Source organism: Streptomyces sp. CA-210063, assembly GCF_024612015.1.
Classification (GTDB): Bacteria; Actinomycetota; Actinomycetes; order Streptomycetales; family Streptomycetaceae; genus Streptomyces.
The window spans coordinates 3,071,944-3,096,810 of the sequence record NZ_CP102512.1; the positions used below are offsets into that span (position 1 = coordinate 3,071,944).

Here is a 24,867-nt window from a genome sequence, read left to right on the forward strand (position 1 = left end):
CGACGGCGCCGCACCCGCCACACGCCCCATCCCCCCGAGCTCATAGGCGCGAGAGGCATCCACACATGAGGGGCTCCATAGACGGCCTCGGCTCCTCCACCCCCATCGGCACGATGCTGCCCGCGGTGTTCGCCGACGACGACCTCGCCCAACGCTTCGTGGGCGGCCTGGACGACGTACTCGCCCCGATCCTCTCCGTCCTCGACTGCCTGGACTCCTACTTCACCCCGTCACTGGCCCCCCTGGACTTCACCCAGTGGCTGGCCGGCTGGGTCGGCGCCGAGACCGACGGCACGGAACCGGAGGACCGCCTGCGCGCCGCGGTCGCCGCCGCCGCGTATCTGCACCGGGTACGCGGCACCCGACGCGGCCTGTCCGAGGCCGTACGCCTGGTGTTCGGCGTGACACCGGAGATCACCGAGAGCGGCGCCGCCACCTGGGACGCCCGCCCCCTCGGCCCCGTCCCCGGCGAACACCGCCCCCGCCTCCACGTGACCCTGCGCCTGCCCGACCCGACCCCCGCGGACGAACACCGCCTGGACAGCCTCGTGGCCGCCGCCCGCCCCGCCCACATGCCCTACACGGTCCAGGTGACCGCCACCGAAAGGATCCCCGAGAGATGACCAGCCAGACCCCCGGCACCGGCCAGGCCCAGAGCTGCGCCGAATGCGGAACCCGCGGGGAGCCCGGCCAGTCCTTCTGCGACGCCTGCGGCGCGGTACTCGGCTGGTCCGACGCGCCGGACCGGGCGACCACGGACCGGGCCACCACGGGCCGCGCGACGAACGGCGCCGCCGACCGCCCGGACACCGGACGTACGACGGACACGGCACCGGACCGCGCGGACGCCGGACGCACAGGAGGCGCGCCCCCCGCCCCCGTACCGGCGCCCGCCGGACGCACGACGGCCGGTGACGAGCCGGGCTGGGACGCCTTCGCCCTCCCGGGCGCCGGCACGGGTACGGCCCGCACGGCCCACGACACGGGCCAGCCGGGGGCGACCGCGGCCGACGCCGCCCACAGCCGGACCCCGGAGGCGGCCACGGCGGTCCGAACGGACGCGCCCGCCACCGACACCCGGCACCCCGGGAGCACCACACCGGCACCCGGCACCGTAACGCCGACCGTCACCCCGCCCCCGGCGTCCATGACAGCGGCGACAGCGGCGACGGCGGCGACAGCCGCGTCCACAGCGGCCCCCGTCTCCCCCGCCACCCCCGAACCGACCCCGCCCCGCCCCCGCCACGAGGACGAGGCCGACACCGACCGCCTGCCGGCGGCCGCCCCCACCACCCCCCTCCCCACCCACGGGAACCCCCCTCCCGCGCCCTCGGCCGCCGACCGGGCGAGGTCCCTCCTGGTCCCCGTCGCCGACCCCGAACCCCGCGCCCCGGCGGAGCCGGCCGTCGCACCCGTGCTGCCCGGCCGCCCCGACGCACAGCGCCCCCAAGTCCGCACTCCCGGCCCGGAGTTCGGCACGGAGGGCGGTGTGCCCTGCCCGTGGTGTGCGACTCCCACCCGGCCGGACCGGCACTTCTGCGCGCGCTGTGCGATGCCGATGGCCGGCCGCGCGGAGACACCGGGACGGCTGCCGTGGTGGCGCCGGATGCTGAACGGCCGCAACACGGAGACCCCGTGGGCGGGCGACCGCCCCCGCCTGCGCCGCGGCTTCGGCCACATCCTGAACTGGGTGGTCGGAGCCCTCGTCCTCACCCTGATCGTCACCCTCGCCTTCCAGGCCGACGACGGCTACCAGGCGGCCCGCGACCACTTCGCCAAGCGCGCCTCGGTCGTCCCGGACTCCTTCAAGGCGTCCCGCTCGTTCCCCGGTCACAAGCCCCAACTGGCCTTCGACACCTACAGCAACACGTGGTGGGGCCCGGGTGTCACGGAGTCCGGCGAGGGGGAGTGGCTGGAGGTCCGCTTCGAGCAGCCGACCCGGCTGCTGGACGTGGTCATCATTCCGGGCGTCTCGAAGAACGCGGACAAGCGCTCGGAGTCGGCCCGCCCCCACCGCATCGAGGCGAAGATCACCGCTGTCGACGGCTCCGTCTCCACCAAGATCCTCACCCTCGACCAGACCGCCGGCGCCCAACGCCGCAAGTTCCGCGTCGGCGACGCCCAGACCGTCCGCTTCACCATCCGCTCCGCCTACGGCGCGGACCCCAAGAAGCAGGTGGCGATAGCCGAGATCGAGTTCTTCGGCCGCTCCAGCGGCACCAGCTGAGCCGAGTACGGGGAGGCGGCCGCCCGAGTTCCACCCAGAACGCCGGCTCCGCGCCCGCGGCGACATCGGGCGGCCGAGCGCACGGCATCACCGCCCTGACGCTGCTCGCACCCGCCGCCGTCACATCGCGGCCGCCGCACTGTGACGGCGGCCGCGATGACAGCACCCCCTACCCGTGCGGGCGCCCGTCGTGGTGGAGGAGGAGCACCCGGCCGGGCACTTCTTGTGACGGGCTCCTTCGGCATCAGCGGCCGTCGCTGTCAGTGGGCCACCGTCAGCCGAGGACCCGCAGGAGGTGTTCCACCGCCTCGGCCATGCGGGTGCGGGCAGTCGCCAGGTACGCCCGCGGGTCGACGCTGTGCGTGTCCCCGGCGACGAAGTCGCGAATCGCCCCGGTGAAGGCGATGTTCAGCGCCGTACCGATGTTGATCTTCGTCATGCCTCCCGTGACCGCTCGGCGGAGTTCGTCGTCGGGTACACCGGTCGAACCGTGCAGGACCAGCGGGACCGGGACGGCGCGCGCGAGCCGGGCGATGAGCTCGTGGTCGAGTTTCGCGGTTCGGGTCGTCATCGCGTGGGAGTTGCCGACCGCGACGGCGAGCGCGTCGACGCCGGTGGCGGCCACGAAAGCGCGCGCTTCGTCGGGATCGGTACGGACTCCGGGAGCGTGTACGCCGTCCTTGCCGCCGATCTCGCCGAGTTCGGCCTCCAGCCACAGGCCCTGACTGTGGGCCCAGTCGGCCGCGGCGCGGGTGGCGGCGACATTCTCGTCGTGCGGCAGTGCCGAGCCGTCGTACATCGCCGAGCCGAAGCCGAAGTCACCGGCACGGCGCAGCAGCGCCTCGTCGGTGACGTGGTCCAGATGCAGGCCGACCGGAACGCCGGCGGCCTCCGCCACGGCGGCCGTGGCGGAGGCGAGGGGGCCGAGGGAGCCCCCGTGGAAGCGGACCGCGTTTTCGCTGATCTGGCAGATGACCGGTGCCCCGGCAGCCTCGGCGCCCGCGACGATCGCCTCGGCGTGCTCGAGTGTGATCACATTGAACGCGCCGACGCCGCGGCCGTCGGCGCGGGCGGAGCGGACCAGTTGGGCGGTGGGGATCAAGGGCATGGGGTACTTAATAGCCTTTCCTCAGCCGAGACAGCCGTGCACGAATTCGCTCGTTTTGGCACGATAAAATGCTCAAGCAGGCATCAGCCTTCACATCCGGGCTCAACAGATCCGGGCGTCCGTGCTCCGGACTTCGGAGTCCGAGCAGCGGAGATCCGAGCAGCGGAGATCCGAGCAGCGGCAATTCGGTCTTCGGCCTGTGATGTTCATGGGCCCGCACACCACGAACAGGGGACGACGCATGGCGGCACCGCAGGCCAGATGGAGCGCGTTGCTGGAGATGCTGACGCGCGACGGGCGGATCGAGGTCGACGCCGCCGCGGACGAACTGCGGGTCTCCGCCGCCACGATCCGGCGTGATCTGGACGAGCTGGCGCGCCAGCAGATGGTCACCCGCACGCACGGCGGCGCCGTGATCAACGCGATCGCGTACGACCTGCCGCTCCGCTACAAGGCCGCGCGCAACGCTCCGGAGAAGGAGCGGATCGCCGATGCGGCGGCGGGCCTGGTGAAGGCGGGCGCCGTGGTGGGTCTGAACGGCGGCACCACGACCACCGCGGTCGCCCGGGCGCTGGCCATCAGGCCCGAGCTGAGCACGGAGGGCGCCGGTCCCTCGCTGACGGTGGTCACCAACGCGCTGAACATCGCCAACGAGCTGGTCGTTCGCCGCCATGTGAAGCTCGTCGTCACGGGGGGTGTGGCCCGCCCGGCCTCGTACGAACTCACCGGGCCGCTGGCCACCGAAGTGCTCGCCCAGATCACGCTCGATCACGTCTTCATCGGCGTCGACGCGATCGACGTCAGGCACGGGGCCACTGCCCAGGACGAGGGCGAGGCCGGCATCAACCGGGCGTTGGCCCTCCGCGCCGAACAGGTGGTCGTGGTCGCGGACTCGTCCAAGCTCGGCCGGCGGGCCTTCGCCCGGATCTGCCCGGTGGAGGATGTCCATGTGCTGGTGACCGACAAGGCGGCGGGTCCCGAGCTGACCGAGCCGTTCGCCGCGGCGGGCGTGGAGATCGTCCGGGCCTGAGGGTCTTCGCATGTTCCGGGCCGGGGCCGAGGCCGGCCGGCGTGGACGAGCGCGGTGACCACTCCTGGCAGCGCCAGCGGCAGGGTGACCCGCACCAGCGCGCCCAGCCGTCCCGCCCCGTCCATGTACGCCGCCTCCTCCAACTCCTTGGGGATGGACGCGAAGTACGCGTTCAGGATCCAGCTGCAGAACGGCAGGTTGCTCGGTGTAGTTGGCGACGCCCGCGAAGCCCTGGGTCAGTCCGGTGGAGCTGATGTCCATCAGGGAGGTGCGGACCATCTCGACGACGGGCCAGACGACCACGGCCAGAATCAGAACGAGTGCGGGGCCGAGCCACAGCAGCGGTTCCAGCGCCCGCTGACGGCGTGCGGGCCGGCGGCGGCCGGAGCCGCTTTCCGGTGCCGCCCGGGTCCGGTCCTCCTTCGCCCCGCCGGTGCGTGCGGTGACGTCCTGGACGGCCACCCGTCAGTCGTCCTTCTCGGCGGTCTTCTGGATCTCGCCGAGGACCTCTTCGGGCTCGGCACTCGACACGGCGGTACCGATGCGCTGCTTCACCGCGCCCTCGACGGTCGCCCAGTTCGGGTTGTCGGTGGGTGCGAACCGCGCGCCCGACAGCGCGTCGACGAACGGCTTGTAGTAGGCGGCGTCCGAACTCAGCGCGTCACCGGCCGACTCGGCGACCGAGAGGACCCCCTCGGTGGACAGGAACTTCGAGGCGTTCTTCCTCTGGTAGAAGAAGTCGAGGAACTTCTTGACGGCCTCGGGGTTCTTGTCCTCGTCCTTCTTGAAGGCCACCAGGTAGTCCTGGACACCGAGCGTGTGGTGCGTCGTACCGTCCTTGCTCGGCAGCGGCGCGACGCCGTAGTTCAGGTTCTTGTCGACCGTGTCGATGAAGCCCTTGCGCATGAAGACGGCACCGTTGATCATGCCGATCCTGCCCTGGGCGAACTGGTTGAAGACGTCCTTGCGGTTGGTGGCCTCGGGGTTGGGCTGGGTCAGACCGGCCTTGGTGAGCTTTCGCAGGAACTCCAGCGTCTCCACGTTGGCCCGCTGGTCGACGGCCCACTGTCCCGACCTGTCGGTCCAGCCGCCGCCGTTGTTCATCGCCCAGATGGAGAACTCGGCCTGGGCCTCCTCCGCGCCGAGCGGCAGGCCCAGCGGGATGTCCCCGGCCTTCTTCATCTTCTCGGCGGCGTCCTCGACCTCGGCCCAGCTGGACGGCGGCCGGGAGATCCCGGCCTTGTCGAAGATGTCCTTGTAGGGCTGGGTGTCGTCGTCGTACCTCGCGGCCACGAATCTGATCGTCTTTCCGTCGGCGTCGCCACCGCCGGACGAACCTCCCTTGCCGCATCCGGTGAGGACCAGGGCGAGGGCCACACCTGCTGCGATATCGACGAGGTGCCGTTTCACGGGGTACCCACCTTCACTGCAACCGAGTGATTTTTTCTGCTTGAAAATAGCCAAGATCAAGCATCAGCATCCATCATGCCCAACAGTTCGCGCATGATGTCAAGGGCCGACGGTTACCACTCGGTTGTGCCGCGGCCCATGAGCACGGAGACGGGAGCCCTTCATGAGTCGGACCGAGATCGAGATCGCCACCCAGCCCGAATGCTGGCGCCGCGCCACCGAACTGGCACGGCGGCCGGACGACCCCGCGTGCGCGGCCATGCCCAGGCCCGGTGAGCGGGTCGCCGTCGTGGGCTGCGGCACCTCCTGGTTCATGGCCCACGCCTACGCGGCGCTCCGGGAATCCGGGGGCCACGGGGAGACGGACGCCTTCCCGGCCTCCGAGATGCCGACCGGCCGGGCCTACGACCGGGTGGTCGCGCTGACCCGGTCGGGCACCACCTCGGAGGTGCTGGAACTGCTCGGCCGGTTCCGCGGGCGGACCCCCACCGTCGCGGTCACCGCGGACCCGGCGACCCCGGTCATGGACGTCGCCGACGCGGCCGTCGTGCTCGACTTCGCCGACGAGACGTCGGTGGTGCAGACCAGGTTCGCCACCACCGAGCTGGTGCTGCTGCGCGCCCTGCTCGGTGAGGATCTCGGCCATCTGGAGGCGCAGGCCGCATCGGCGCTGGTGGAGCCACTGCCCGAAGAGCTCCTGAGTGCCGAGCAGTTCACCTTCCTCGGGCGGGGCTGGGCGTACGGGATCGCCCAGGAAGCCGCCCTGAAGATGCGCGAGGCGGCGGGCGCGTGGACGGAGGCGTACCCGGTGATGGAGTACCGGCACGGGCCGATCAGCATCACCGGACCGGGCCGGGTGGCCTGGTGGTTCGGCGATCCGGCGGCCGTTCCCGGCGGCCTGCCGGAGGAGATCGCGCGCACCGGCGGCCGGCTGGTCGCCCTCGGGCGCGACCCGCTGGCCGACCTGATCGTGGTGCAGCGGCTGGCCGCGGCCCTCGGCGGGATGCGCGGGCTCGACCCGGACAACCCCCGCCATCTGACCCGCTCGGTGATTCTGACCTGAGCCCGGCCGGGCCCCGGCAGCCTTGGCCGCCACCGTCGGCCACCAGACCCGCCCCAGGCATCGAAAACCGCCCGGATCGGGCGCCGTTCACACGGAATTCACAGCCGATCTCCCCGGGTCCGCGGCCTCCCGAGGCAGAGCGCGGACCCGGAAAAACAGCCGTCACCAGGGCCGGGAGTGGCCAGTGTTGCTGCCGATAAATCATGGAGGCGAGTGTTGACAGCTGACGTTTATCGCCAGAACATGAACAGAAATACGCATGATCTTGCTGTGCTGCTCCATCACTCCATGCCCCCGCCCCGCAGGACGGCGGGAGCCGGGCGGCTCGACCCGGCGGCATCGAGGGCCACGCGTAAGGGGCGCCCCCACGGCGTATCGCTGTGGGGACGCCCCTTACACATGCCGCTCACTTGCTCAGGTGGCCCCAGAACTCGTCGAACGACAGAAGCTTGTCGCCGTTGAGGTCGCGGGTGCGGATGATGACCTCCGCCACGGACTCGGTGACGTTCCAGTCGCCCTCCTGGGCCAGGGCGGTCTTGAACTCGGCGGCGGTGATGAACCCGTCCCCGTCCGAGTCGATCCGCTGGAACTCCTTGCGCGCTGCCTCGATGTCCGCCACCGATCCGCCCCTTCTTGGTGCCCTGCCGTCTCTCCGGCAGTCCTGCCGACAGTCCTACTGACGCAGGTCAGATTATCCGGCCACGCGAGCACGGAGTGCGGCGACCACCCACGCGAACTCCTCGGTGTGCGTCGACAGCGGCTCCACACCCCGCACCAGCGCGGCCAGTTCCCGGAACCGGGCCATCTCGGCGTGGGCCGCCGAGGTGACGCGGTCCAGCAGGACGGCCCGGTCGGCGTCACCGAGCAGCCCGGCCAGCACCTCCTCGGCGGCGGGCGAGGCCGGGTCGACGCCCTCCCCCAGCGCCTCCCCCGCGAGCTGCACCAGACGGCTCATGAACCACAGGGAGGTGCCCGCCGGCACCTCCGGCCCCCGGTCCGCCGCGTTGAACTCGACCGTCTGCCGCATCCGCGCCCGGAACCCCGGGTCCTGGAGCATCTCGGCCAGCTCCACCCAGGCGTCCACCTGCTCCGGCGTGGGGTCCTCCGGCAGATCCGCGAGGCCGAACCTCAGCCGCGTACGGATGTCGGGGTCCGCGGTGTCCAGGTCCCCGAAGGTCTCCTCCATGAAGTCGTCGATGATCCGCCCGCGTTCGGCGGCGGACAGCCTGGCCAGTCTGTTCATCAGTGTCATCTCCTCCGCGGTCGAGCCGCGTCGCGCCACGGTCGACAGCACCGCCCGGGTCACCTTCAGAGCACGGATCTGCGCGTCCAGCGCGGCCACATGGGCGGCCGCCACCTCCGCGACGGTCGTCTCGCCCGCGAGCACCCGCCGTACGTGGTCCAGGCCGAGCCCCAGCTCCCGCAGGGTGCGGACGAGTTCGAGCCGGGCCACGGACTCGGCGTCGTACAGCCGGTAGCCGCCCGCGCTGCGGGTGACCGGGTGCAGGACGCCCTCGTCGGACCAGTAGCGGATCGTGCGGACGGACAGACCGGAGCCGCGGGCGAGCTGCCCGATGGTGAAAAGGCCGGTGCCTGTCTCGATCATGTCTGCGAGTGTGGGCCTTCCAGTGGGTGGAGACTCAAGGAGCACGGCGTTGGAGAGCTTGCGGGACATTCTGGATGCGGCGGCCCTGGGTGTCTTCCCGCCGCCGGACGGCGGCACGACCGTCGTCCCCCAGCCCTCGCCCCGCGACGCGGGCGTCCTCGCCTTCACGGCACACTCCGTCGTCTTCACGGACGAGGATCCGGACTGGGTGTACGAGACGCTGGCGGCCGCGGAGTGCGACCCGCTGGCCGCGAGCATGAACCCACGGTTCCTGGCGGCCTTCATGGAACGGACGGGTCGCACGTCCGAGACCATCGACGCGATGCTGGTCGCCTCACCCCTGCCGGGCGAACCGCCGCTCCCGCTGAAGGAGATAGAGGACGCCGGGCATCCCCGCGTCGGGTACGCGCGGCGGCGCCGTGACGACGTACGGGTCTGGACGACGGACGGCGGTGTACTGACGACGGGCCGTGGAATCGCCGGGCGGCTGGAGGTCTCGGTCGAGGTGTACGAGCGCTCCGCGCGGGGGCCTGTCGTACGGCACCGGGGGCTGGGCCGGGCGCTGGTGACCGCCGCACGGCATCTCGTCGCCGAGCCGCTGTGGGCGCAGATCGCGCCGGGGAACGCCCGCAGCATGCGGGCGTTCCAGTCGGCCGGCTACCTCATCGTCGGCTCGGAGGCGCTGCTTCAGTGCCAGGGCTCGTAGGACGGGTTGCTCTCGCAGTCGCTCATCTTCTCCGTCTTGGTCTTCTTGTCGACCGGGCAGACACCGATGATGTACTGCGGCTTGATGCCGCCGGGGAAGGCCACCTCCACCTGGTCGGCCCACTTGTGCTGGTCGCCGATGGTCCTGTTGACGTCGACGCCGCCGGGAGCGTCGATGTAGTAGTTGTAGCCGGACTTGTACCAGGTCTTGTACAGGTCGTGGTCGTACGTCGTGGAGACGTACGGCGAGGGCTGGTTGACCAGGACGTACTGCTCGATGTCGTACTGCCCGTCGATGACGTCCTTGGGATGGAAGCCCTGCTCGAAGACGATCGCCGGGCCCCGGCTGTCGCTGCGGTAGAGCGTGCCGCAGGTCTCGCGCCAGACCGGGTCGGGGGTGATGCGGTCGACGTCCACGCGGCGGTCGACGGCGGCGTGGACCGGGTCCTCGAACTGGGGACAGGTGGGGGCGGCAGCCCCCACAACGGCAGGGGCGGCGGCCCTCGCGAAGGCGGGAGCGGCCGCGGCCTTGGCCGAAGGGGAGGCATGGGTCTGCGCCGGAGCGGTCGCGGCGGAGGTCGCGAGGACGGCGGAGACGGACAGGGCGACGGCGGCGGCCCGGCGCCGCAGGCGAGTTGTGATCATGGAGAGCACGATCTCGGCTGGACGGCGCCGGGCCGGGGACCCTCACTCGTATGGAGGCGTGTCAGCCCGCCCGGTTGTCATGTGTCATCGGAAGATGCCGGTGTGGCCGAGGGAGTAGCGGCCGGGCTGCGGGTACACCGCGAGGCCGTGCGGGCCGCTGCCGACGGGGATGCGGGCGAGCTGCTCCCCGCTGCGGGTGTCGATGGCGTACACCTCGGAGTCGTAGCGGCCGGAGAGCCACAGGACCTTGCCGTCGGCGGAGACGCCGCCCATGTCGGGGCTGCCGCCGTCGGGGAGGTGCCACTTCTTGGTGAGCTTGTTCTTGGTGAAGTCGAAGACGGAGACGGTGCCCTCGCCGCGGTTGGAGACGTACATCTCGCGGGAGTCGCGGCCGACGTACAGCCCGTGGGTGCCCTTGCCGGTGGGCAGCAGTGTCGGCTGGTCGAACGTGTCGCCGTCGAGGACCCACATGCCGTCGGCCATCATGTCGGCGATGTAGAAGCGTTTGCCGTCGGGTGAGATCTTCACGTCCTGCGGCATGGCCCCCTCGAACGGAAGTTTCTGCTGCCCGATCACCTTCATCTTCTCGGTGTCGACCTTCAGCAACTCACCGCTGAACTCGCACGACACGATGAAGTACGTGCCGTCGATCGAGAAGTCGGCGTGGTTGACGCCGTAGCAGGTGACCGGCTCGGTCTTGACCCGCTTCATGGTGTGCGGGTCACGGAAGACGAGTTCGCGGTCGAGGGAGGCCATCACGACGGCGTACTTGCCGTTCGGGGTGAAGTACAGGTTGTACGGGTCGTGCACCTCGACCGGCTTGCCCGCCTTCCCCGTCCTGGGGTCGATGGGGGTGAGGGTGTGGCCGCGGTTGTTGTTGACCCACAGGGTCTTCAGGTCCCAGGACGGCACGACGTGCTGGGGCTGGCGGCCCACCGGGATCGTCTCGATGATCTCGTACGTGTTCGGGTCGATGACGGAGACGGTGTCCGACTCGCTGTTGGGGACGTAGACCCGGGACGGGAAGTCCTTGACCACCGGGGAGAGCTGATTCGGTCGGTCGGCGGCGTAGACGTCCTTGGGGTCCAGCACGGGCGGCATGCCGTGCAGTCCCCGGACCGCCGTCCGTTGCTTCTTCTTCCGCTCGGCCGCTTCGGCTTCGGCGGCGGCCCGGTCGGCCCGGATCCGCTGCTCCTGCTGATCGGTCCCGGTCTCGGAGCCGCACGCGGCCACGGCGGCGAGGACGGCGGCCGCGAGAAGGGCGCGCTGCACGAGGTTGCGCTGCATGAGGGGGGTGCGGGGCGTGGTCACGCGCACCATTTATAGGGAGCCGCTCCCGGAAACATGATGATTGACCCGATTGACGGAGATGCGCGTTGCGCGCCTCACCGGTCCGCGACCCTCATCTCGAACCACGTCGTCTTCCCGCGCGGCAGCAGATCGACGCCCCACCGGTCCGAGAGCTTGTCGACGAGGAACAGCCCCCGCCCGCTGATGTCCATCTCCTGCACCGGCATCAGACACGGCAGCCCTCGTGAGGGATCACGTACCTCGACCCGGATCCAGCCGGGCCGGCGGCGCATGCGGAGGCCGAAGACGCGGGCCCCGGTGTGCCGTACGGCGTTGCCGACGAGTTCGGAGACGAGGAGGACCGCGTCCTCGGTCATCTTCGGCGAGAGCCGCCACTGGCGCAGGACGACGACCTGGGCGAGCCGCCGGGCGGTGGCCGCGGACTCGGGACGGGACGGCAGCGGGACCTCTGCTTCGGTCGGATCGCCGAACAACTCCAGTGCCTTCTGCGCCCGTTCGTCCTCGATCGCAGGTGACCAACGCGCCGCGGTCGCACTCCCGTGCCGCCGCGGCTGTTCGATACCCTCCAGCCCCGCCATGCCCCCATCATGGCCGCCCCGGGCCCTGCTCGGGGCCGTTCCGGAGGAATACAACCCCCGGAACCAACCATTCCGGGGGTTTCGGATGACATATGCCAGCGGCAACAAAAGTCGCGCAACAGCCCACGTGACCAGCGCGAACCACCCGGACTCCGGTCGACGCCAAGACCCTTGGGCAAGGATCTCTTAAGGCTGCCTTAAGGCTCGGACAAACCGCCCCTTCGGGGGACGCGGGTAATACATCGCGTCAACTGCAAGGCGATCAGCGGAACTTGTGGAGCGGATTCCGGCGCCGTCAGACGAACTTCGCCTTGCCCGGCCCCTCCTCCACGAAGCTCCGCATCCCGCGCTCCCGGTCCTCCGTGGCGAACAGCCCCGCGAACCAGTTCCGCTCGATCGCGAGCCCGGTCTCCAGGTCGGTCTCCAGCCCCGCGTCGATCGACTCCTTGGCGGCCCGCAGCGCGATCGCCGGCCCCTGGGCGAGCCGCGCGGCCCACGTGCGCGCGGCGGTGTACACCTCGTCGGCCGGGACGACCCGGTCCACCAGACCGAGCGTCAGGGCCTCGTCCGCCTTGACCATGCGGCCGGTGAAGATGAGGTCCTTGGCCTTGGAGGGGCCGACGAGACGGGCCAGCCGCTGGGTGCCGCCCGCGCCCGGGATCACCCCGAGCAGGATCTCCGGCTGGCCGAGCTTCGCGTTCTCCCCGGCGATCCGGTAGTCCGCGCACAGGGCCAGCTCGCAACCGCCGCCCAGCGCATAGCCCGTGACGGCCGCGACGACCGGCTTGGGGATACGGGCCACGGCGCTGAAGGAGTCCTGCAGGGCCCGGGACCGCGCGACCATCGCCGCGTGGTCCATCGCCTGCATCTCCTTGATGTCCGCGCCCGCCGCGAACACCTTCTCTCCTCCGTAGAGGATCACGGCGCGTACGTCGTCCCGGACCGCCGCCTCCTCGGCGAGTTCCCTGAGGCGGTCCTGGGTGGCGATGTCCAGGGCGTTCATGGGCGGCCGGTCGAGGCGGATCGTGCCGACACCTTCGGCGACTTCGAGATGCACAGTCATGAGGGCAGGTTAACGGGGACTAACGACAACGGCCCCGGTGCGGTACGTCACACCGGGGCCGTATCTCAGGAGCTCAAGCGGGCTCAAGCGGCGGCGCTCACGCCTTCCACTTGTCCCACGCCATGTTCCAGCCGTTGTACCCGTTGTCCGGGTCCACGGTCCGGTCGTTGGAGTTCTTGACGACCACCACGTCACCAATCATCGAGTTGTCGAAGAACCACGCGCCCGGCGCGCCGCGGTCGTAACCACCGCGGGTGTCACGCAGGCCGATGCAGCCGTGGCTGGCGTTGTAGTTGCCGAAGGCGTCGCCGCCCCAGTAGTTGCCGTGGATGAAGGTGCCGGAGTTGGTCAGACGCATGGCGTCCGGCACGTCCTTGATGTCGTACTCGCCGCCGTAGCCGACCGTCTCGCCGTTCATACGGGTCACGCTCAGGCGCTCGCTGATGACCATCTGGCCGTTCCAGGTCTCCATGCCGGGCTTGCCGGTGGTGACCGGGAGGGTCTTGATGACCTTGCCGTCCCGCTCGACCTTCATGGTGAGCTTCTTGACGTCGACCGTGGAGACCTGGCTGCGGCCGATGGTGAAGGAGACCTTCTTGTTCTGCTCGCCGTAGACGCCGTCGCGGCCCTCGACGCCGTCGAGGTTGAGGTCGACGGTGACCTTCGTGCCGGCCTTCCAGTACTTCTCCGGGCGGAAGTCGATGCGGTCGTTGCCGAACCAGTGGCCCGCGACCTCGACGGCCGGCTCGGTCTTGATGGTGATGGCCTTCTCGACGTCCTTCGGGGCGGTGATGCCCCGCGTGAAGCGGATCGAGAACGGCATGCCGACGCCGACCTTCGAGCCGTCCTCGGGAGTGAAGATGCCGACGAAGGTGTTCTTCGGGGTCAGCGTGGTGAAGGACGAGTCCTCGGCCGCCGCACGCCCCTCGGAGTCCTTCGCGACGGCGTGCACCTTGTACTCGGTGGCCGAGTTGAGATGGATCGACGGCGTCCAACTGGCGCCGTCGCCGGATATCTCCCCGGCTATCTTCTCGCCCTTGTCGTTCTCGACCGTGACCTCGGACAGCTTGCCCTTGGCGGCGGTCACCTTGAGGGCGCCGCTGGTCGCCACGTCGGCGGCGCCGTTCTTCGGAGCGATGGAGACCACCGCTTCCGAGGCCTTGGTGGCCGCCTTGTCGGAAGCGCTCTTGTCGGAGCCCTTCCCCTTGTCGCCGTCGGAGCCGGAGTCCGAACCCCCGCCCCCGCCGCACGCGGTGACGGCGAGCAGCATCAGGACCGGCAGCATGGCCAGGACCCCCTTGCGCCGCCGAGTCCGCGCGCCAACCGACGCCCCCGATATCGGTCGCCCGTTCAACTCTTGTTCTCCCCTCGCACGGCCTGATCAGGCCCGCACCCCTACGCGCAGCGTGCGCGTACGCACGTACATTAACCAGATGATCGGGATGGTTTGGCCTCGGTGCATGTCACCGTTCAGTCCCAACTTGAACAATCCCCAGCCCGCTGGTCCCCCCGGCGCGGGTGCGCCTATGTCGGTCTACTTCACCGAGGCACCCGCTTTCCATTCCTTCCAGCCCATGTTCCACCCTCCGAGCCCGTTGTCGGGAGCGACCTTTTTGTCGTTGCTGTTGACCACCTCGACGACGTCCCCGATGAGGCTGCGGTCGAAGAACCAGCCCGCGGGGGTGCTCGAACTGCCGCCCTTCACATCGCGCAGGCCCACGCAGCCGTGGCTGACATTGGCCCTGCCGAAGGCGTCCGGGGCCCAGTAGTTGCCGTGCAGGAAGGTGCCGGAGGTGGTGAGGCGCATGGCGTGCGGGACGTCCGGGATGTCGTACTCGCCCTTGCCGTTCGCCTTCTTGAAGCCGACGGTGGCACCGTTCATCCGGGTCACCTCCAGCATCTCGGTGACGACCATCTTCCCGTTGTACGTGGTGGTCCTGGGCGCCCCGGCCGTGATGGGGAGGGTGGCGAGGACCCCGTCGCCGCGCTCGACGCGCATGGTGTGCCTGGCGGCGTCGACGAGGCTGACCTGGTGGCGGCCGACGGTGAACGAGAAGGTCTTGTACTGCTGGCCGTAGACGCCGGGCCTGCCCTCGACGTCGCGCAGCCGCAGGCCGACGGTGACCTTCGTGCCGGGCTTCCAGTAGTGCTCGGGCCGGAAGTCCAGACGGTTCCTGCCGAACCAGTGCGGGCGGACCTCGACGGCCGGTTCCGCGGTCACGTCGACGGCGCGTTCGACGGCCGCGCGGTTCTCGATCTCCCGGTTGAACTCCAGGGAGACGATCATCCCGGTGCCGACGGTGGACCGGTTCTCCGGGGTGACGTACGCGATGAAGCGCTCGTCGGGGACGTACGTCGTGAACGTGACGTGCCGTGCCGAGCGGCGGCCGTGGCCGTCGAGGGCGACCGCGTCGACGGTGTACCTGGCGGCCAGCGCGAGCTTCTGTGAGCCGGTGGGGCGCCAGGTCAGTCCGTCGGCGGACATCCGCCCCGGTACGGGTGACTCCTGCGCGTCCTGGGACTTCACCACCTTGACGGACTCCAGGCGCCCGCTGGGCACCCGTACTTCGAAGCGCTGCTCCGGGCGCACGCCCTTGCTGCCGTCCTCCGGTGAGACCCGGATCGTGTCGTCGGGCGCCTTTTCGCTGGTCAGGGGCGATCCGGCGGTGCATCCGGCGGCCCCGGCCAGCAGGCCGGCCCAGATGAGTGCGGCGGCCAGGGCGGCCCCGGCCCGGCGCGCGTGCGTCTGTGCGTGGTTCACGTGCGGCCCAACGACGGCGCACGCCCCCGGGAAACGTGAGTGCGAGGCGTGCTCTGGGCAGAACCCTTGGGAGGACGACGCGACGGGGAGCAAGGGCCTGTCCGTCGGATCGGGCCGGCTCCGGGCGACAGCGCCTGGCCGCCGGGCCCGATCCGACGAGCAGGCCCTGGGCTGGGACACCTGGCTCCCTTTCCTGTCGCCCCACCGAGCCGCGGGAGGCCTGAGGTGTCGAGCGCAGCCGAGCAGGAGGCAGTACAGGGGACGCGTGGGGTGCCGGCCGCGCGTCCGGCCACCGTGCTGAACGGCAGCCGGCAGGGCGAGGCGGCGCCGGAGCCGAAACCCGTGTGGCCGGGGGCGTCGACGCCGCTCGGCGCGCGGTTCCGGGTGGGCCCCGACGGTGTCGCGGGCACCAACTTCGCGCTGTGGGCGGGCGGGGCGGAGGCCGTGGAGCTGTGCCTCTTCTCCGAGACGGGGGAGGAGACCCGGCTCCGGCTCGGCGAGCTGACCCATGAGATCTGGCACGGCTTCGTGCCCGGCGTACTGCCGGGCCAGCGGTACGGCTTCCGTGTGCACGGCCGCTGGGACCCCTGGACCGGCGCCCGCTGGAACCCGGCGAAGCTCCTCCTCGACCCGTACGCCCGTGCAGTGGACGGCGAGTTCAGTCTGCCGCCGGAGGTGTACGCGCACGTCCGCGACTGGCCCGAGCAGCAGGTCGCCGACACCGTACGGGACGAGCGGGACTCCGCGCCGCACGTCCCGAAGGGCGTCGTCGTCCACGATGACGCCCCCGACGACGAATGGATCGACGACCGCCGCCCGAAGACGCCGTGGGCCGACTCGGTGATCTATGAGCTGCACGTACGCGGCTTCACCAAGACGCACCCCGGTGTCCCGGAGGAACTGCGCGGCACCTACGCCGGTCTCGCGCACCCCGCCGCGATCGAGCACCTGGTGAAGCTGGGCGTGACGGCGGTGGAGCTGCTGCCCGTGCACCAGTTCGCCCACGAGGACCATCTGCTGCGCCGGGGCATGCGGAACTACTGGGGCTACAACTCGATCGGCTACTTCGCCCCGCACGCGGCGTACGCGGCGTCGGGCACGGCCGGGCAGCAGGTCGGGGAGTTCAAGCGGATGGTGCGGGCGCTGCACGCCGCCGGCATCGAGGTCGTCCTCGACGTGGTCTACAACCACACGGCCGAGGCCGACGAACGCGGCCCGAGCCTGTCACTGCGCGGCATCGACAACCGGGGCTACTACCGCCTCCAGAACGACGCCCGCCGTTACGCCGACTACACGGGCTGCGGAAACACCCTCCACGTGGTCCAGCCCCACGTCCTGCGCCTGATCACCGACTCACTGCGGTACTGGGTGACGGAGATGGGCGTGGACGGTTTCCGCTTCGACCTCGCCGCCGCACTGGCCCGCTCGATGCACGACGTCGACATGCTCTCCCCGTTCCTCGCCGTCATCGCCCAGGACCCCGTCCTGCGGCGGGTGAAGCTGATCGCCGAGCCGTGGGACGTGGGCTCGGGCGGCTACCAGGTGGGCGCCTTCCCGCCCCTGTGGACGGAGTGGAACGACCGCTACCGGGGCGCCGTCCGGGACTTCTGGCGGGGCGCGCTGCCGGACGTACGCGACCTGGGATACCGCCTGTCCGGGTCGAGTGACCTGTACGCCTGGGGCGGCCGCAGGCCCTACGCCTCGGTCAACTTCATCACCGCGCACGACGGTTTCACCCTGCGGGACCTCGTGTCGTACGAGCGCAAGCACAACGAGGCCAACGGGGAGGGGAACCGGGACGGCTCGGACGACAACCGGTCCTGGAACTGCGGCGCCGAGGGCGAGAGCGACGACGAGCGCGTACGGGCGCTGCGGCGGCGCCAGTTGCGGAACCTGCTGACGACGCTGCTGCTGTCCACCGGGGTGCCGATGCTGGTCGCCGGTGACGAACTGGGCCGCACCCAAGGGGGCAACAACAACGCGTACTGCCAGGACAACGAGATCAGCTGGGTGGACTGGGGCCTGCTGGAGGAGCCCGGCTGGAAAGCGCTCTTCGACCTCACGGCCCGCCTGATCGCGCTGCGGCATGAGCATCCGGTGCTGCGGCGGCGGGCCTTCTTCTCCGGGCGGGCCCATTCGGCGGACGGGCTCCGGGACCTGGCCTGGTTCACGGCCCGCGGCACGGAGATGACCGAGCGGGACTGGTACGCGCCGGCCGCGACGCTGGGCATGTACCTCTCCGGCCGCGACATCCCCGGCCGGGATGCGCGGGGCGCGCAGATCATCGACGACAGCTTCCTCACGGTCCTCCACGCCGGGGACCGTGACGTGGACTTCGTGCTGCCGGGCACGCCGTGGGCGGAACGGTACGAGGTGGTCGTCGACACGTCGCGGGAGGAGCAGGGGGAGGGGCCGGGGGTGGTGCATCGGGCGGGGGAGGCCATCTCGGTTCCGGCTCGCACTGTGTTGTTGCTGCGGGTCGTGGGGTGACGTCATACCGGGCCAGCTCTCCTACCAGTCGCGGGAGTTCGCGCCGTCGGACGGGTCGAAGGACTGGTGGAGGCCCACCACGGCGGTGATTGGCGTCACTGACCAGGAGTTGGCGGGCGGAGATGTGCGTGCGGGCGAAGAGGGTGAGCACGGCGTTTGCGATCTCGTCGGTGCCCGGAGAGGGAGATACGGCCGTCCCTGTACCCGATCGCCGTGAGCGCAGGCAGCGCGTTCAGGCCATGGTCGTCCAGCGGGGGCGGAGGGCGTGAAGCTGACGACGGTGGCGCCTCATATCTCCTTCGAGGAGACCGCCGACTCAGGCCGGTGGGGGAACCGCAGGCCCCTTGGGGGCGGCGGGGAGCAGCCGGGGCGGCCACCTCACACGTACGGGTGAGGTTCAGGATCCAGAGGGTTCATCTACAGGTGGCGTTTGTATATTCGTCGTGTGGCTGTGACCAGGAAGGTTCGCCGGTTCTCCGGCGGCGTGCATGACCTCGGGCTACACGTGGTGTGGTGCTCGAAGTACCGCCGTCCGGTCCTCGGCGGCCGAGTGGCGGCACGCCTTGAGGAACTGATCCGGCAGAAGGCTGATGAACGGGGGTGGGAGATCGTGGCGCTCGACGTGATGCCCGACCACGTCCACCTGTTCGTCAAGCATGACGCGAAGTCACCGGCCTCGTACATCGCGAACCAGTTCAAAGGCTTCACGTCCCGCGTGCTGCGTGAGGAGTTCCCGCATCTGAGGTCGAAGCTTCCGACGCTGTGGTCGTCGTCGTACTTCGCGGCCTCCGTCGGCGCGGTGAGCGCCGGGACGGTGCAGAAGTACATCGACACCCAGTGGGAACGCCCCTGGAAGAAGGAGGGGCAGGCGTGATCCGCGCGTACAAGTTCCTCCTGCGCCCCACCGCCCGTCAGACGGCCGCGCTGGGCGACATGCTGCGGGACCACTGCTCGCTGTACAACGGCGCGCTTCAGGAACGCCGGGACGCCTACCGGCACAGCTCGAAGTCGCCCGTCCGCTACGGCGACCAGTCCGCCCAGCTCAAGGACATCCGGGCGTTCGACGCGGAGCGCCAGGGGCGTTGGTCGTTCTCCTCCCAGCAGGCCACGCTGCGCCGCTTGGACAAGGCCTTCCAAGCGTTCTTCCGCCGCGTGAAGAACGGCGAGACTCCGGGCTACCCCAGGTTCAAGGGCGTCGGGCACTTCGACACCGTCGTCTTCCCCAAGGACGGTGACGGCTGCCGCTGGGACTCGACCCCACACGACCCACACACCCGCGTCCGCCTCCAGGGCGTCGGGCACCTCCGCGTGCACCAGCACCGGCCCATCAAGGGCCGGGTGAAGACGATCGCGGTCAAGCGCGAGGGGAACCGCTGGTACGTGGTCCTCTCCTGCGACGACGTCCCCGCCGAGCCCCTCCCTCCGACGGGGGCGGTGGTCGGCATCGACCTGGGCGTCACGCACTTTTTGACCACCTCGGACGGCCAACACGTCGCCAACCCTCGCTTCCTCGACGCGATGGCCGCTGAGCTGGCCGAAGCACAGCGGCACCTCGCCACGTTTCCCAAGCGGACCCGGCAGCGCAGCAAACGCCACCGCGCCGCGGCCCGGAAAGTCGCCAAGCTGCACACGAAGATCCGCCGTCAGCGCGCCGACTTCCATCACAAGACCGCCCGCGCCCTGGTACGCGACCACGACGCGGTCGCGCACGAGCGTCTGAACACGGCGGGCATGACCCGCACACCCAAGCCCAAGCCCGACCACGCAGACAGGGGCGCCTTCCTTCCGAACGGCGCCGCCGCCAAGGCCGGCCTCAACCGCAGCATTCTCGACGCGGGTTGGACGCAGTTCCTCCAGATCCTGGCGAACAAGGCTGAGAGCGCCGGTCGCCTCGTGGTTCCGGTGGACGCGCGCAACACCTCCCGCACGTGCCTCGCATGCGGGCACGCCGCGAAGGAGAACCGCGCCACCCAAGCGAAGTTCGCATGTGTCAGATGCGGGTTCACCGCGAACGCGGATCACGTCGGCGCAACGAACGTCCTCAACAGGGCCGGGCTGGTCCTCTGCGACGTGGCCTAACCACCGACACAGGAAGCCCGCGCGGTGACGCGCGGGCGGAGTCACGAAGTGGGTGACGAGGAGGACGGTCACACCGCCCCGCGCGGATGTCCTCGATCAGCGCCCAGGTGTCCCGGCGGGCGCGCGGGTCCAGGCCGGTGGTCAGCTCGTCCAGGACGACGATCCGGGGGTTGCCGATGAGCGCGAGCGCGATGAACAGGCGCTGCTTCTGGCCGCCGGACAGCTTGGCGAACCGGGTGGTGAGTTTGGCGGTCAGGCCGAGGCGTTCGGCGAGGGGCCGCCAGTCGAGCGGGCTCGGGTAGAAGGCGGCGTACAGCTCCAGCGCCTCGCGGACGGTGAGCTTGGCCTGCAGCTCGCTCTCCTGGAGCTGCGCGCCGAGCACCCGGCGGGTGGCCTCGTGCTCGGCGACGGGGTCGAGACCGGCGACCCTGACCCGGCCGGCGTCGGGCACCCGCAGGCCCTCGACGCATTCGACGGTGGTGGTCTTGCCGGCGCCGTTCGGGCCGAGGATCCCGAAGATCTCGCCCTCCTCGACGGTGAAGGAGACCCCGCCGACGACGTTCCGGCCGCCGTAGGACTTGCGCAGGTCGGTGACCTCGATGACGGGTGTGGACGACATGGGTGGCATACGTCGAGAATCCCGGCGGAGCGCGTGTGAACACATCGGCCGTCGCGCTCGAACGGACATCAACCGATCGGCTGATGCCCTGATACGACACCACGCCCGCGCAGGTCGTAGGATCGACGACGCCGAGCAGGTCGTAGGACCGACGACCGAGCACGGTCCGGCCAAAACTCGGTGGGCGTTGTCAGTGGCGATCCGTAGGCTCGCAGCTGATGCCCACGACACGTGCAACCGCCGAGGAACCCGACCAGAACCAGGCACCGGAGCAGGCCCAGGCACCCGAGCAGGCCGCGGAGCGGGAGCCGGCCCCGGCACCGGAGCAGGCCGAGGGGCGGTCCGCCGTACGCACGCTGCTGCGGCTGTGGCCGTATGTCCGGCCCGTGCGGGCGCGGCTGACCGTCGCCGCGTTCGTCGCGATAATCGCCTCCTGCGTGGGCCTTTTCATCCCCCTCGTCCTGAAGTGGATGGTGGACGGGCCGATCGCCGACCGGGACCCGGCGGGTGTGTGGCTCGGTGCGCTCTACCTGCTGCTGCTCGGCCTCGCCGAGGCACTGCTGTTCGGGTTGCGGCGGTGGCTCGTGGCCCGGCCCCTCGCCGGGGTCGAGGCGACGATGCGTGCGGACCTGTACCGGCATCTGCAACGCCTGCCGGTCGCCTTCCACGACCGCTGGGCCTCCGGGCAGCTGCTCTCGCGCGGCACGACCGACCTGATGCTGCTGCGGATGTTCCTGGCCTTCCCGCTGACATTCTTGCTGGTCAACGCGGTGACCATCGTTGTCGGCGTCATCATCATGCTGATCCAGGACTGGACCCTCGGCCTCGTCATCCTGGGCCCCGTGGTTCCCGTGATCGTCACCTGCGTCGTCTTCGAGAAGAAGTACGCCGCCGTCGCGCGCCGCGCGCAGGACCAGGTCGGCGACCTGACGACGGTCGTCGAGGAGAGCGTCCTCGGGATCCGCATCATCAAGGGGTTCGGGCGGCACCGGAGCCAGGCGCGGGCGTTCCGTGAGCTGTCACGGACGCTGCGGGGGACGGAGCTGCGCAAGGCACGTCTGCTGTCGACGATCTGGGGCATCATCATCACCCTCCCCGAACTGGCCATCGGGGCGGCCCTCGTCCTCGGTGTGATCCAGGTCGCCGACGGGGCGCTGTCGGCGGGCACGCTGGTCGCCTTCCTGTCCACGGCACTCGCCCTGCGGTGGCCCGTGGACTCGATCGGCTTCCTGCTGGCGATGAGCCAGGAGGCGGCGACGGCGACGGAGCGGTATTTCGAGGTGATGGACGAGAAGCCGGAGTCCAGTGCCGCCGAGGGTTCCAGTGGCCCGGCGCTCGCGTCGGCCGGGGGTGGGATCCGCCGCTCGGCGGTTCGAGGTGCCGCTGCGCCCACCCGTGCCGCCCCAGCGGCACGACTGCCCGCAGCTGGAGCAGCGGCGGAGGGCGGCCTGCGGTTCCACGACGTCACGTTCCGCTACCCCGACGCCGCTCCCGACACGCCCCCCACCCTCGACCACATCGACCTCCACATCCGCCCCGGCGAGTCCATGGCCCTGGTCGGCTCCACCGGCTCCGGCAAGACGACCCTCACCGCCCTCGTCCCCCGCCTCCACGAGGTGACGAGCGGCCGTATCACGCTGGACGGCGAGGACATCACCGAGATGTCGCGGGAGGAGCTGCGCGCGAAGGTGTCCGTGGCCTTCGAGGAACCCACCCTCTTCTCCGCGACCGTCGGCGAGAACGTCCTCATGGGCGCCCACCCCGACGCGGGCGAGCCCGAACTGAACCGCGCCCTGGCCATCGCACAGGCGGAGTTCACCCACGCACTCCCCCAGGGCACCGCCACCCAGGTGGGCGAACAGGGCCTCAGCCTCTCCGGCGGCCAGCGGCAGCGCCTCGCGCTGGCGCGGGCGGTGGTCGGCCGCCCCCGCTTCCTGGTGCTGGACGACCCGCTGTCCGCGCTGGACGTGCACACGGAGGCCGCGGTGGAGGCCGCGCTGCGCCGCGTGCTCGCGGAGACGACCGGGCTGATCGTGGCGCACCGCCCGTCGACGGTCCTGCTCGCCGACCGCGTGGCGCTGCTCTCCGGCGGCCGTATCGCCGCGGTGGGCACCCACCACGAACTGCTGCGCACCAACGCGGAGTACGCCCATCTGATGTCGGGAACCGAGGAGGACGAGCGATGACGGCGCCCACGACCACCGCGCCGGACAAGGAACCGAACGAGGAACCGGACAAGGGACTGGACAAGGGACTGGACAAGGGGCCGGGCGGCGGACAGTCCGGCGCGGGACAACCTTCCGCCGACGACGCGTTCGACCACGACGACCTCCCCACTCCCCCGGGCGCCACCCTCGCGCTGCTGCGCTCCCTACTCGCGCCGATGAGGGCCCGGGTGGTCATGGCGAGCGTGCTGCTCCTGCTCCAGCAGGCGGCGGTGCAGGCGGGCCCGCTGCTGGTGGCGTACGCCATCGACCGTGCCGTACCGGCGTTCCGGGACGGCCGGAACGGGCCGCTGATCGCGGTGGCGGTCGGATATCTGGTGTGCGCGCTGGCGGCAGGCGGGCTGCAGTACGCGTTCATCGGGGCGTCCGCGCGCGTGAACCAGGACGTGCTGCTGGATCTGCGCGGCCGGATCTTCCGGCACGCGCAGGCGCTGAGCATCGACTTCCACGAGCGGTACACCTCGGGCCGGCTCATCTCCCGTTCCACCACGGACGTCGAGTCGCTGCGCGAGCTGCTCAACGAGGGCTTGCAGGAACTCATCGGCGTGATCCTCGCCTTCGTCTACATCTCGGCGATGCTGCTCTGGCTGGACCTGGGTCTCGGCGCGGCGGCACTGGCGTCGTTCGTGCCGCTGTACGGGTTCGTGCGGATGTACCGGCGGCGCGCGGCGAGTGTGTACACGGCCCGGTCCAGCGCGATCGCCGCGGTGATCGTGAAGTTCGCGGAGACGATGAACGGCATCCGCCCGGTGCGGGCGTTCCGCCGGGAGGCCGCGAACGACGCGGAGTTCAGTGCCCTGAACCGGCACCACGAGCGCACCAACGGCGACGCGATCCTGGAGATGGCCCGCTATGTGGTCTGCTCCCGGGTGACCGCCAACGTCACGGTGGCGGCGATCGTGCTGTGGGGCGCGTACCGGGTGGCGTCCCAGACGCTCGCGCTGGGTGTGCTGGCGGCGGCGGTGCTGTATCTGCGGCGGCTGTACGACCCGATCGACCGGCTCGGCATGTTCCTCAACTCGTACCAGTCGGCGGCGGCCTCGCTGGAGAAGATCGCGGGCCTGCTGGCCCAGACCCCGTCGGTCCCGGAGCCCGCCGAGCCGAAGGAGCTGCCGGCCGCGGCCTCCGACCTCCCGGGCCGCGAGGTCGTGTTCGAGGACGTACGGTTCGCGTACCGCACCGGCGGTGAGGTCCTGCCCCGCTTCGACCTCACCCTCGCGGCGGGCAGCACGGTGGCGGTGGTCGGCTCCACCGGCGCCGGCAAGTCGACCCTCGCCAAGCTGGTGGCCCGCTTCTACGACCCCTCCTCCGGCCGTGTCCTCCTCGACGGCGTCGACCTGCGCGACCTCGCGGTGCCCGAGCTGCGGCGCGGGGTGGTCATGGTGACCCAGGAGTCGTTCCTGTTCTCCGGCACGGTCGCCGAGAACATCGCGCTGGGCCGCCCGGACGCCACCCGCGAGGACATCGAGCGGGCCGCCAAGGCCCTCGGCGCCCACGACTTCATCAGCGCCCTGCCCGACGGCTACGACACCGACGTACGCAAGCGCGGCGGCCGTATCTCCGCCGGTCAGCGCCAACTGGTGGCGTTCGCCCGGGCGTTGCTGGCCGACCCGGCCGTCCTCATCCTCGACGAGGCGACCAGCTCCCTCGACATCCCCGGCGAACGGGCCGTCCAGCGCGCGATGTCCACGGTCCTGCGCGGCCGCACGGCCGTCGTCATCGCCCACCGCCTCTCCACGGTCGAGATCGCCGACCGGGTCCTGGTGATGGAACACGGCCGCATCGTGGAGGACGGCACCCCGGCGGACCTGATCAAGGAAACGGGCCGCTTCGCGAACCTGCACCGGGCATGGCGGGACAGCCTGGCGTAGAGCGCCCCGCGAAGGGCAAAGCCCTTACAGCCCCCACCCACCCGCAGCCGAAACACGACGCATCCCACACAAGAAT

General features: G+C 70.6%; 20 protein-coding genes and 3 pseudogenes. 10 read left to right on the forward strand and 13 right to left on the reverse strand.

Annotated features, from left to right (window positions below; genetic code table 11):
• Positions 1-65 precede the first annotated feature (65 nt).
• Positions 66-623: a phage tail protein gene (locus JIX56_RS13090; protein ID WP_257540384.1), complete on the forward strand. Its 558-nt coding sequence runs from the start codon at positions 66-68 to the stop codon at positions 621-623.
• A complete protein-coding gene (locus tag JIX56_RS13095; protein ID WP_257540386.1) occupies positions 620-2,227 on the forward strand; it encodes an NADase-type glycan-binding domain-containing protein in 1,608 nt (535 codons plus the stop codon). Before JIX56_RS13090 ends, JIX56_RS13095 begins: the two co-directional genes overlap by 4 nt.
• A 274-nt stretch (positions 2,228-2,501) precedes the next feature.
• On the opposite strand, the gene JIX56_RS13100 is transcribed toward JIX56_RS13095, so the two are convergent.
• The gene (locus JIX56_RS13100) at positions 2,502-3,335 is read right to left on the reverse strand and encodes a class II fructose-bisphosphate aldolase (RefSeq protein WP_257540388.1); all 834 of its coding nucleotides are present in this window, start codon (positions 3,333-3,335) and stop codon (positions 2,502-2,504) included.
• Between the two features lie 241 nt (positions 3,336-3,576).
• On the opposite strand from JIX56_RS13100, the gene JIX56_RS13105 reads away from it, so the two are divergent.
• Complete coding sequence (locus JIX56_RS13105; RefSeq protein WP_257540390.1) at positions 3,577-4,365, forward strand: DeoR/GlpR family DNA-binding transcription regulator; 789 nt, start codon at positions 3,577-3,579, stop codon at positions 4,363-4,365.
• Between the two features lie 44 nt (positions 4,366-4,409).
• Here JIX56_RS13105 and JIX56_RS13110 read toward each other — a convergent pair.
• A pseudogene (locus JIX56_RS13110) lies at positions 4,410-4,565 on the reverse strand (ABC transporter permease subunit); the annotation flags it as partial.
• Between the two features lie 265 nt (positions 4,566-4,830).
• Positions 4,831-5,775: an extracellular solute-binding protein gene (locus JIX56_RS13115; RefSeq protein ID WP_257540392.1), complete on the reverse strand. Its 945-nt coding sequence runs from the start codon at positions 5,773-5,775 to the stop codon at positions 4,831-4,833.
• A gap of 163 nt (positions 5,776-5,938) precedes the next feature.
• Between JIX56_RS13115 and JIX56_RS13120 the strand changes: the two genes are divergently transcribed.
• A complete protein-coding gene (locus JIX56_RS13120; RefSeq protein ID WP_257540394.1) occupies positions 5,939-6,838 on the forward strand; it encodes an SIS domain-containing protein in 900 nt (299 codons plus the stop codon).
• 406 nt (positions 6,839-7,244) lie between these two features.
• On the opposite strand, the gene JIX56_RS13125 is transcribed toward JIX56_RS13120, so the two are convergent.
• Positions 7,245-7,457 carry an EF-hand domain-containing protein gene (locus tag JIX56_RS13125; RefSeq protein WP_257540396.1) on the reverse strand — a complete coding sequence of 71 codons (213 nt, stop codon included), beginning with the start codon at positions 7,455-7,457 and terminating at the stop codon, positions 7,245-7,247.
• Positions 7,458-7,529: 72 nt separating this feature from the next.
• Complete coding sequence (locus tag JIX56_RS13130) at positions 7,530-8,444, reverse strand: MerR family transcriptional regulator (protein WP_257540397.1); 915 nt, start codon at positions 8,442-8,444, stop codon at positions 7,530-7,532.
• A 49-nt stretch (positions 8,445-8,493) separates the two neighbouring features.
• On the opposite strand from JIX56_RS13130, the gene JIX56_RS13135 reads away from it, so the two are divergent.
• Complete coding sequence (locus tag JIX56_RS13135) at positions 8,494-9,150, forward strand: GNAT family N-acetyltransferase (RefSeq protein WP_257540399.1); 657 nt, start codon at positions 8,494-8,496, stop codon at positions 9,148-9,150.
• Here the strand turns inward: JIX56_RS13135 and JIX56_RS13140 are convergent.
• The 6 genes from JIX56_RS13140 to JIX56_RS13165 all read right to left on the reverse strand — a co-directional run bounded on the left by JIX56_RS13140 (position 9,132) and on the right by JIX56_RS13165 (position 15,507).
• Complete coding sequence (locus tag JIX56_RS13140; protein WP_257540401.1) at positions 9,132-9,794, reverse strand: ADP-ribosyltransferase; 663 nt, start codon at positions 9,792-9,794, stop codon at positions 9,132-9,134. The genes JIX56_RS13135 and JIX56_RS13140 overlap by 19 nt on opposite strands.
• Positions 9,795-9,878: 84 nt before the next feature.
• Positions 9,879-11,081, reverse strand: a complete 1,203-nt coding sequence (locus JIX56_RS13145; protein ID WP_257550833.1) for a YncE family protein — start codon at positions 11,079-11,081, stop codon at positions 9,879-9,881.
• A gap of 98 nt (positions 11,082-11,179) precedes the next feature.
• Positions 11,180-11,683: an ATP-binding protein gene (locus tag JIX56_RS13150; protein ID WP_257540403.1), complete on the reverse strand. Its 504-nt coding sequence runs from the start codon at positions 11,681-11,683 to the stop codon at positions 11,180-11,182.
• A gap of 295 nt (positions 11,684-11,978) precedes the next feature.
• Complete coding sequence (locus JIX56_RS13155; RefSeq protein ID WP_257540405.1) at positions 11,979-12,746, reverse strand: enoyl-CoA hydratase/isomerase family protein; 768 nt, start codon at positions 12,744-12,746, stop codon at positions 11,979-11,981.
• Between the two features lie 97 nt (positions 12,747-12,843).
• Positions 12,844-14,100, reverse strand: coding sequence for a L,D-transpeptidase (locus tag JIX56_RS13160; RefSeq protein WP_443031812.1), 1,257 nt, complete (start codon positions 14,098-14,100; stop codon positions 12,844-12,846).
• Positions 14,101-14,280: 180 nt separating this feature from the next.
• Complete coding sequence (locus JIX56_RS13165; protein WP_257540408.1) at positions 14,281-15,507, reverse strand: L,D-transpeptidase; 1,227 nt, start codon at positions 15,505-15,507, stop codon at positions 14,281-14,283.
• A gap of 225 nt (positions 15,508-15,732) precedes the next feature.
• On the opposite strand from JIX56_RS13165, the gene glgX reads away from it, so the two are divergent.
• Entirely contained in the window at positions 15,733-17,997 is a 2,265-nt protein-coding gene (gene glgX / locus JIX56_RS13170) for a glycogen debranching protein GlgX (RefSeq protein WP_257540410.1), read from the forward strand.
• 91 nt (positions 17,998-18,088) lie between these two features.
• On the opposite strand, the pseudogene JIX56_RS13175 reads toward glgX, so the two are convergent.
• A pseudogene (locus tag JIX56_RS13175) lies at positions 18,089-18,285 on the reverse strand (ABC transporter ATP-binding protein); the annotation flags it as partial.
• 157 nt (positions 18,286-18,442) lie between these two features.
• Between JIX56_RS13175 and tnpA the strand changes: the two are divergent.
• Positions 18,443-18,871, forward strand: coding sequence for an IS200/IS605 family transposase (tnpA, locus tag JIX56_RS13180; protein WP_443031813.1), 429 nt, complete (start codon positions 18,443-18,445; stop codon positions 18,869-18,871).
• The gene (locus JIX56_RS13185) at positions 18,868-20,076 is read left to right on the forward strand and encodes an RNA-guided endonuclease InsQ/TnpB family protein (protein ID WP_257540412.1); all 1,209 of its coding nucleotides are present in this window, start codon (positions 18,868-18,870) and stop codon (positions 20,074-20,076) included. The genes tnpA and JIX56_RS13185 overlap by 4 nt, the downstream gene beginning before the upstream one ends.
• 27 nt (positions 20,077-20,103) lie before the next feature.
• Here the strand turns inward: JIX56_RS13185 and JIX56_RS13190 are convergent.
• Positions 20,104-20,740, reverse strand: a pseudogene (locus tag JIX56_RS13190) (ABC transporter ATP-binding protein); the annotation flags it as partial.
• Between the two features lie 173 nt (positions 20,741-20,913).
• Here JIX56_RS13190 and JIX56_RS13195 point away from each other — a divergent pair.
• Both JIX56_RS13195 and JIX56_RS13200 read left to right on the forward strand, forming a co-directional pair.
• Positions 20,914-22,881 carry an ABC transporter ATP-binding protein gene (locus JIX56_RS13195; protein ID WP_257540414.1) on the forward strand — a complete coding sequence of 656 codons (1,968 nt, stop codon included), beginning with the start codon at positions 20,914-20,916 and terminating at the stop codon, positions 22,879-22,881.
• Positions 22,878-24,791: an ABC transporter ATP-binding protein gene (locus JIX56_RS13200; RefSeq protein ID WP_257540416.1), complete on the forward strand. Its 1,914-nt coding sequence runs from the start codon at positions 22,878-22,880 to the stop codon at positions 24,789-24,791. The genes JIX56_RS13195 and JIX56_RS13200 overlap by 4 nt, the downstream gene beginning before the upstream one ends.
• Positions 24,792-24,867: the final 76 nt, after the last annotated feature.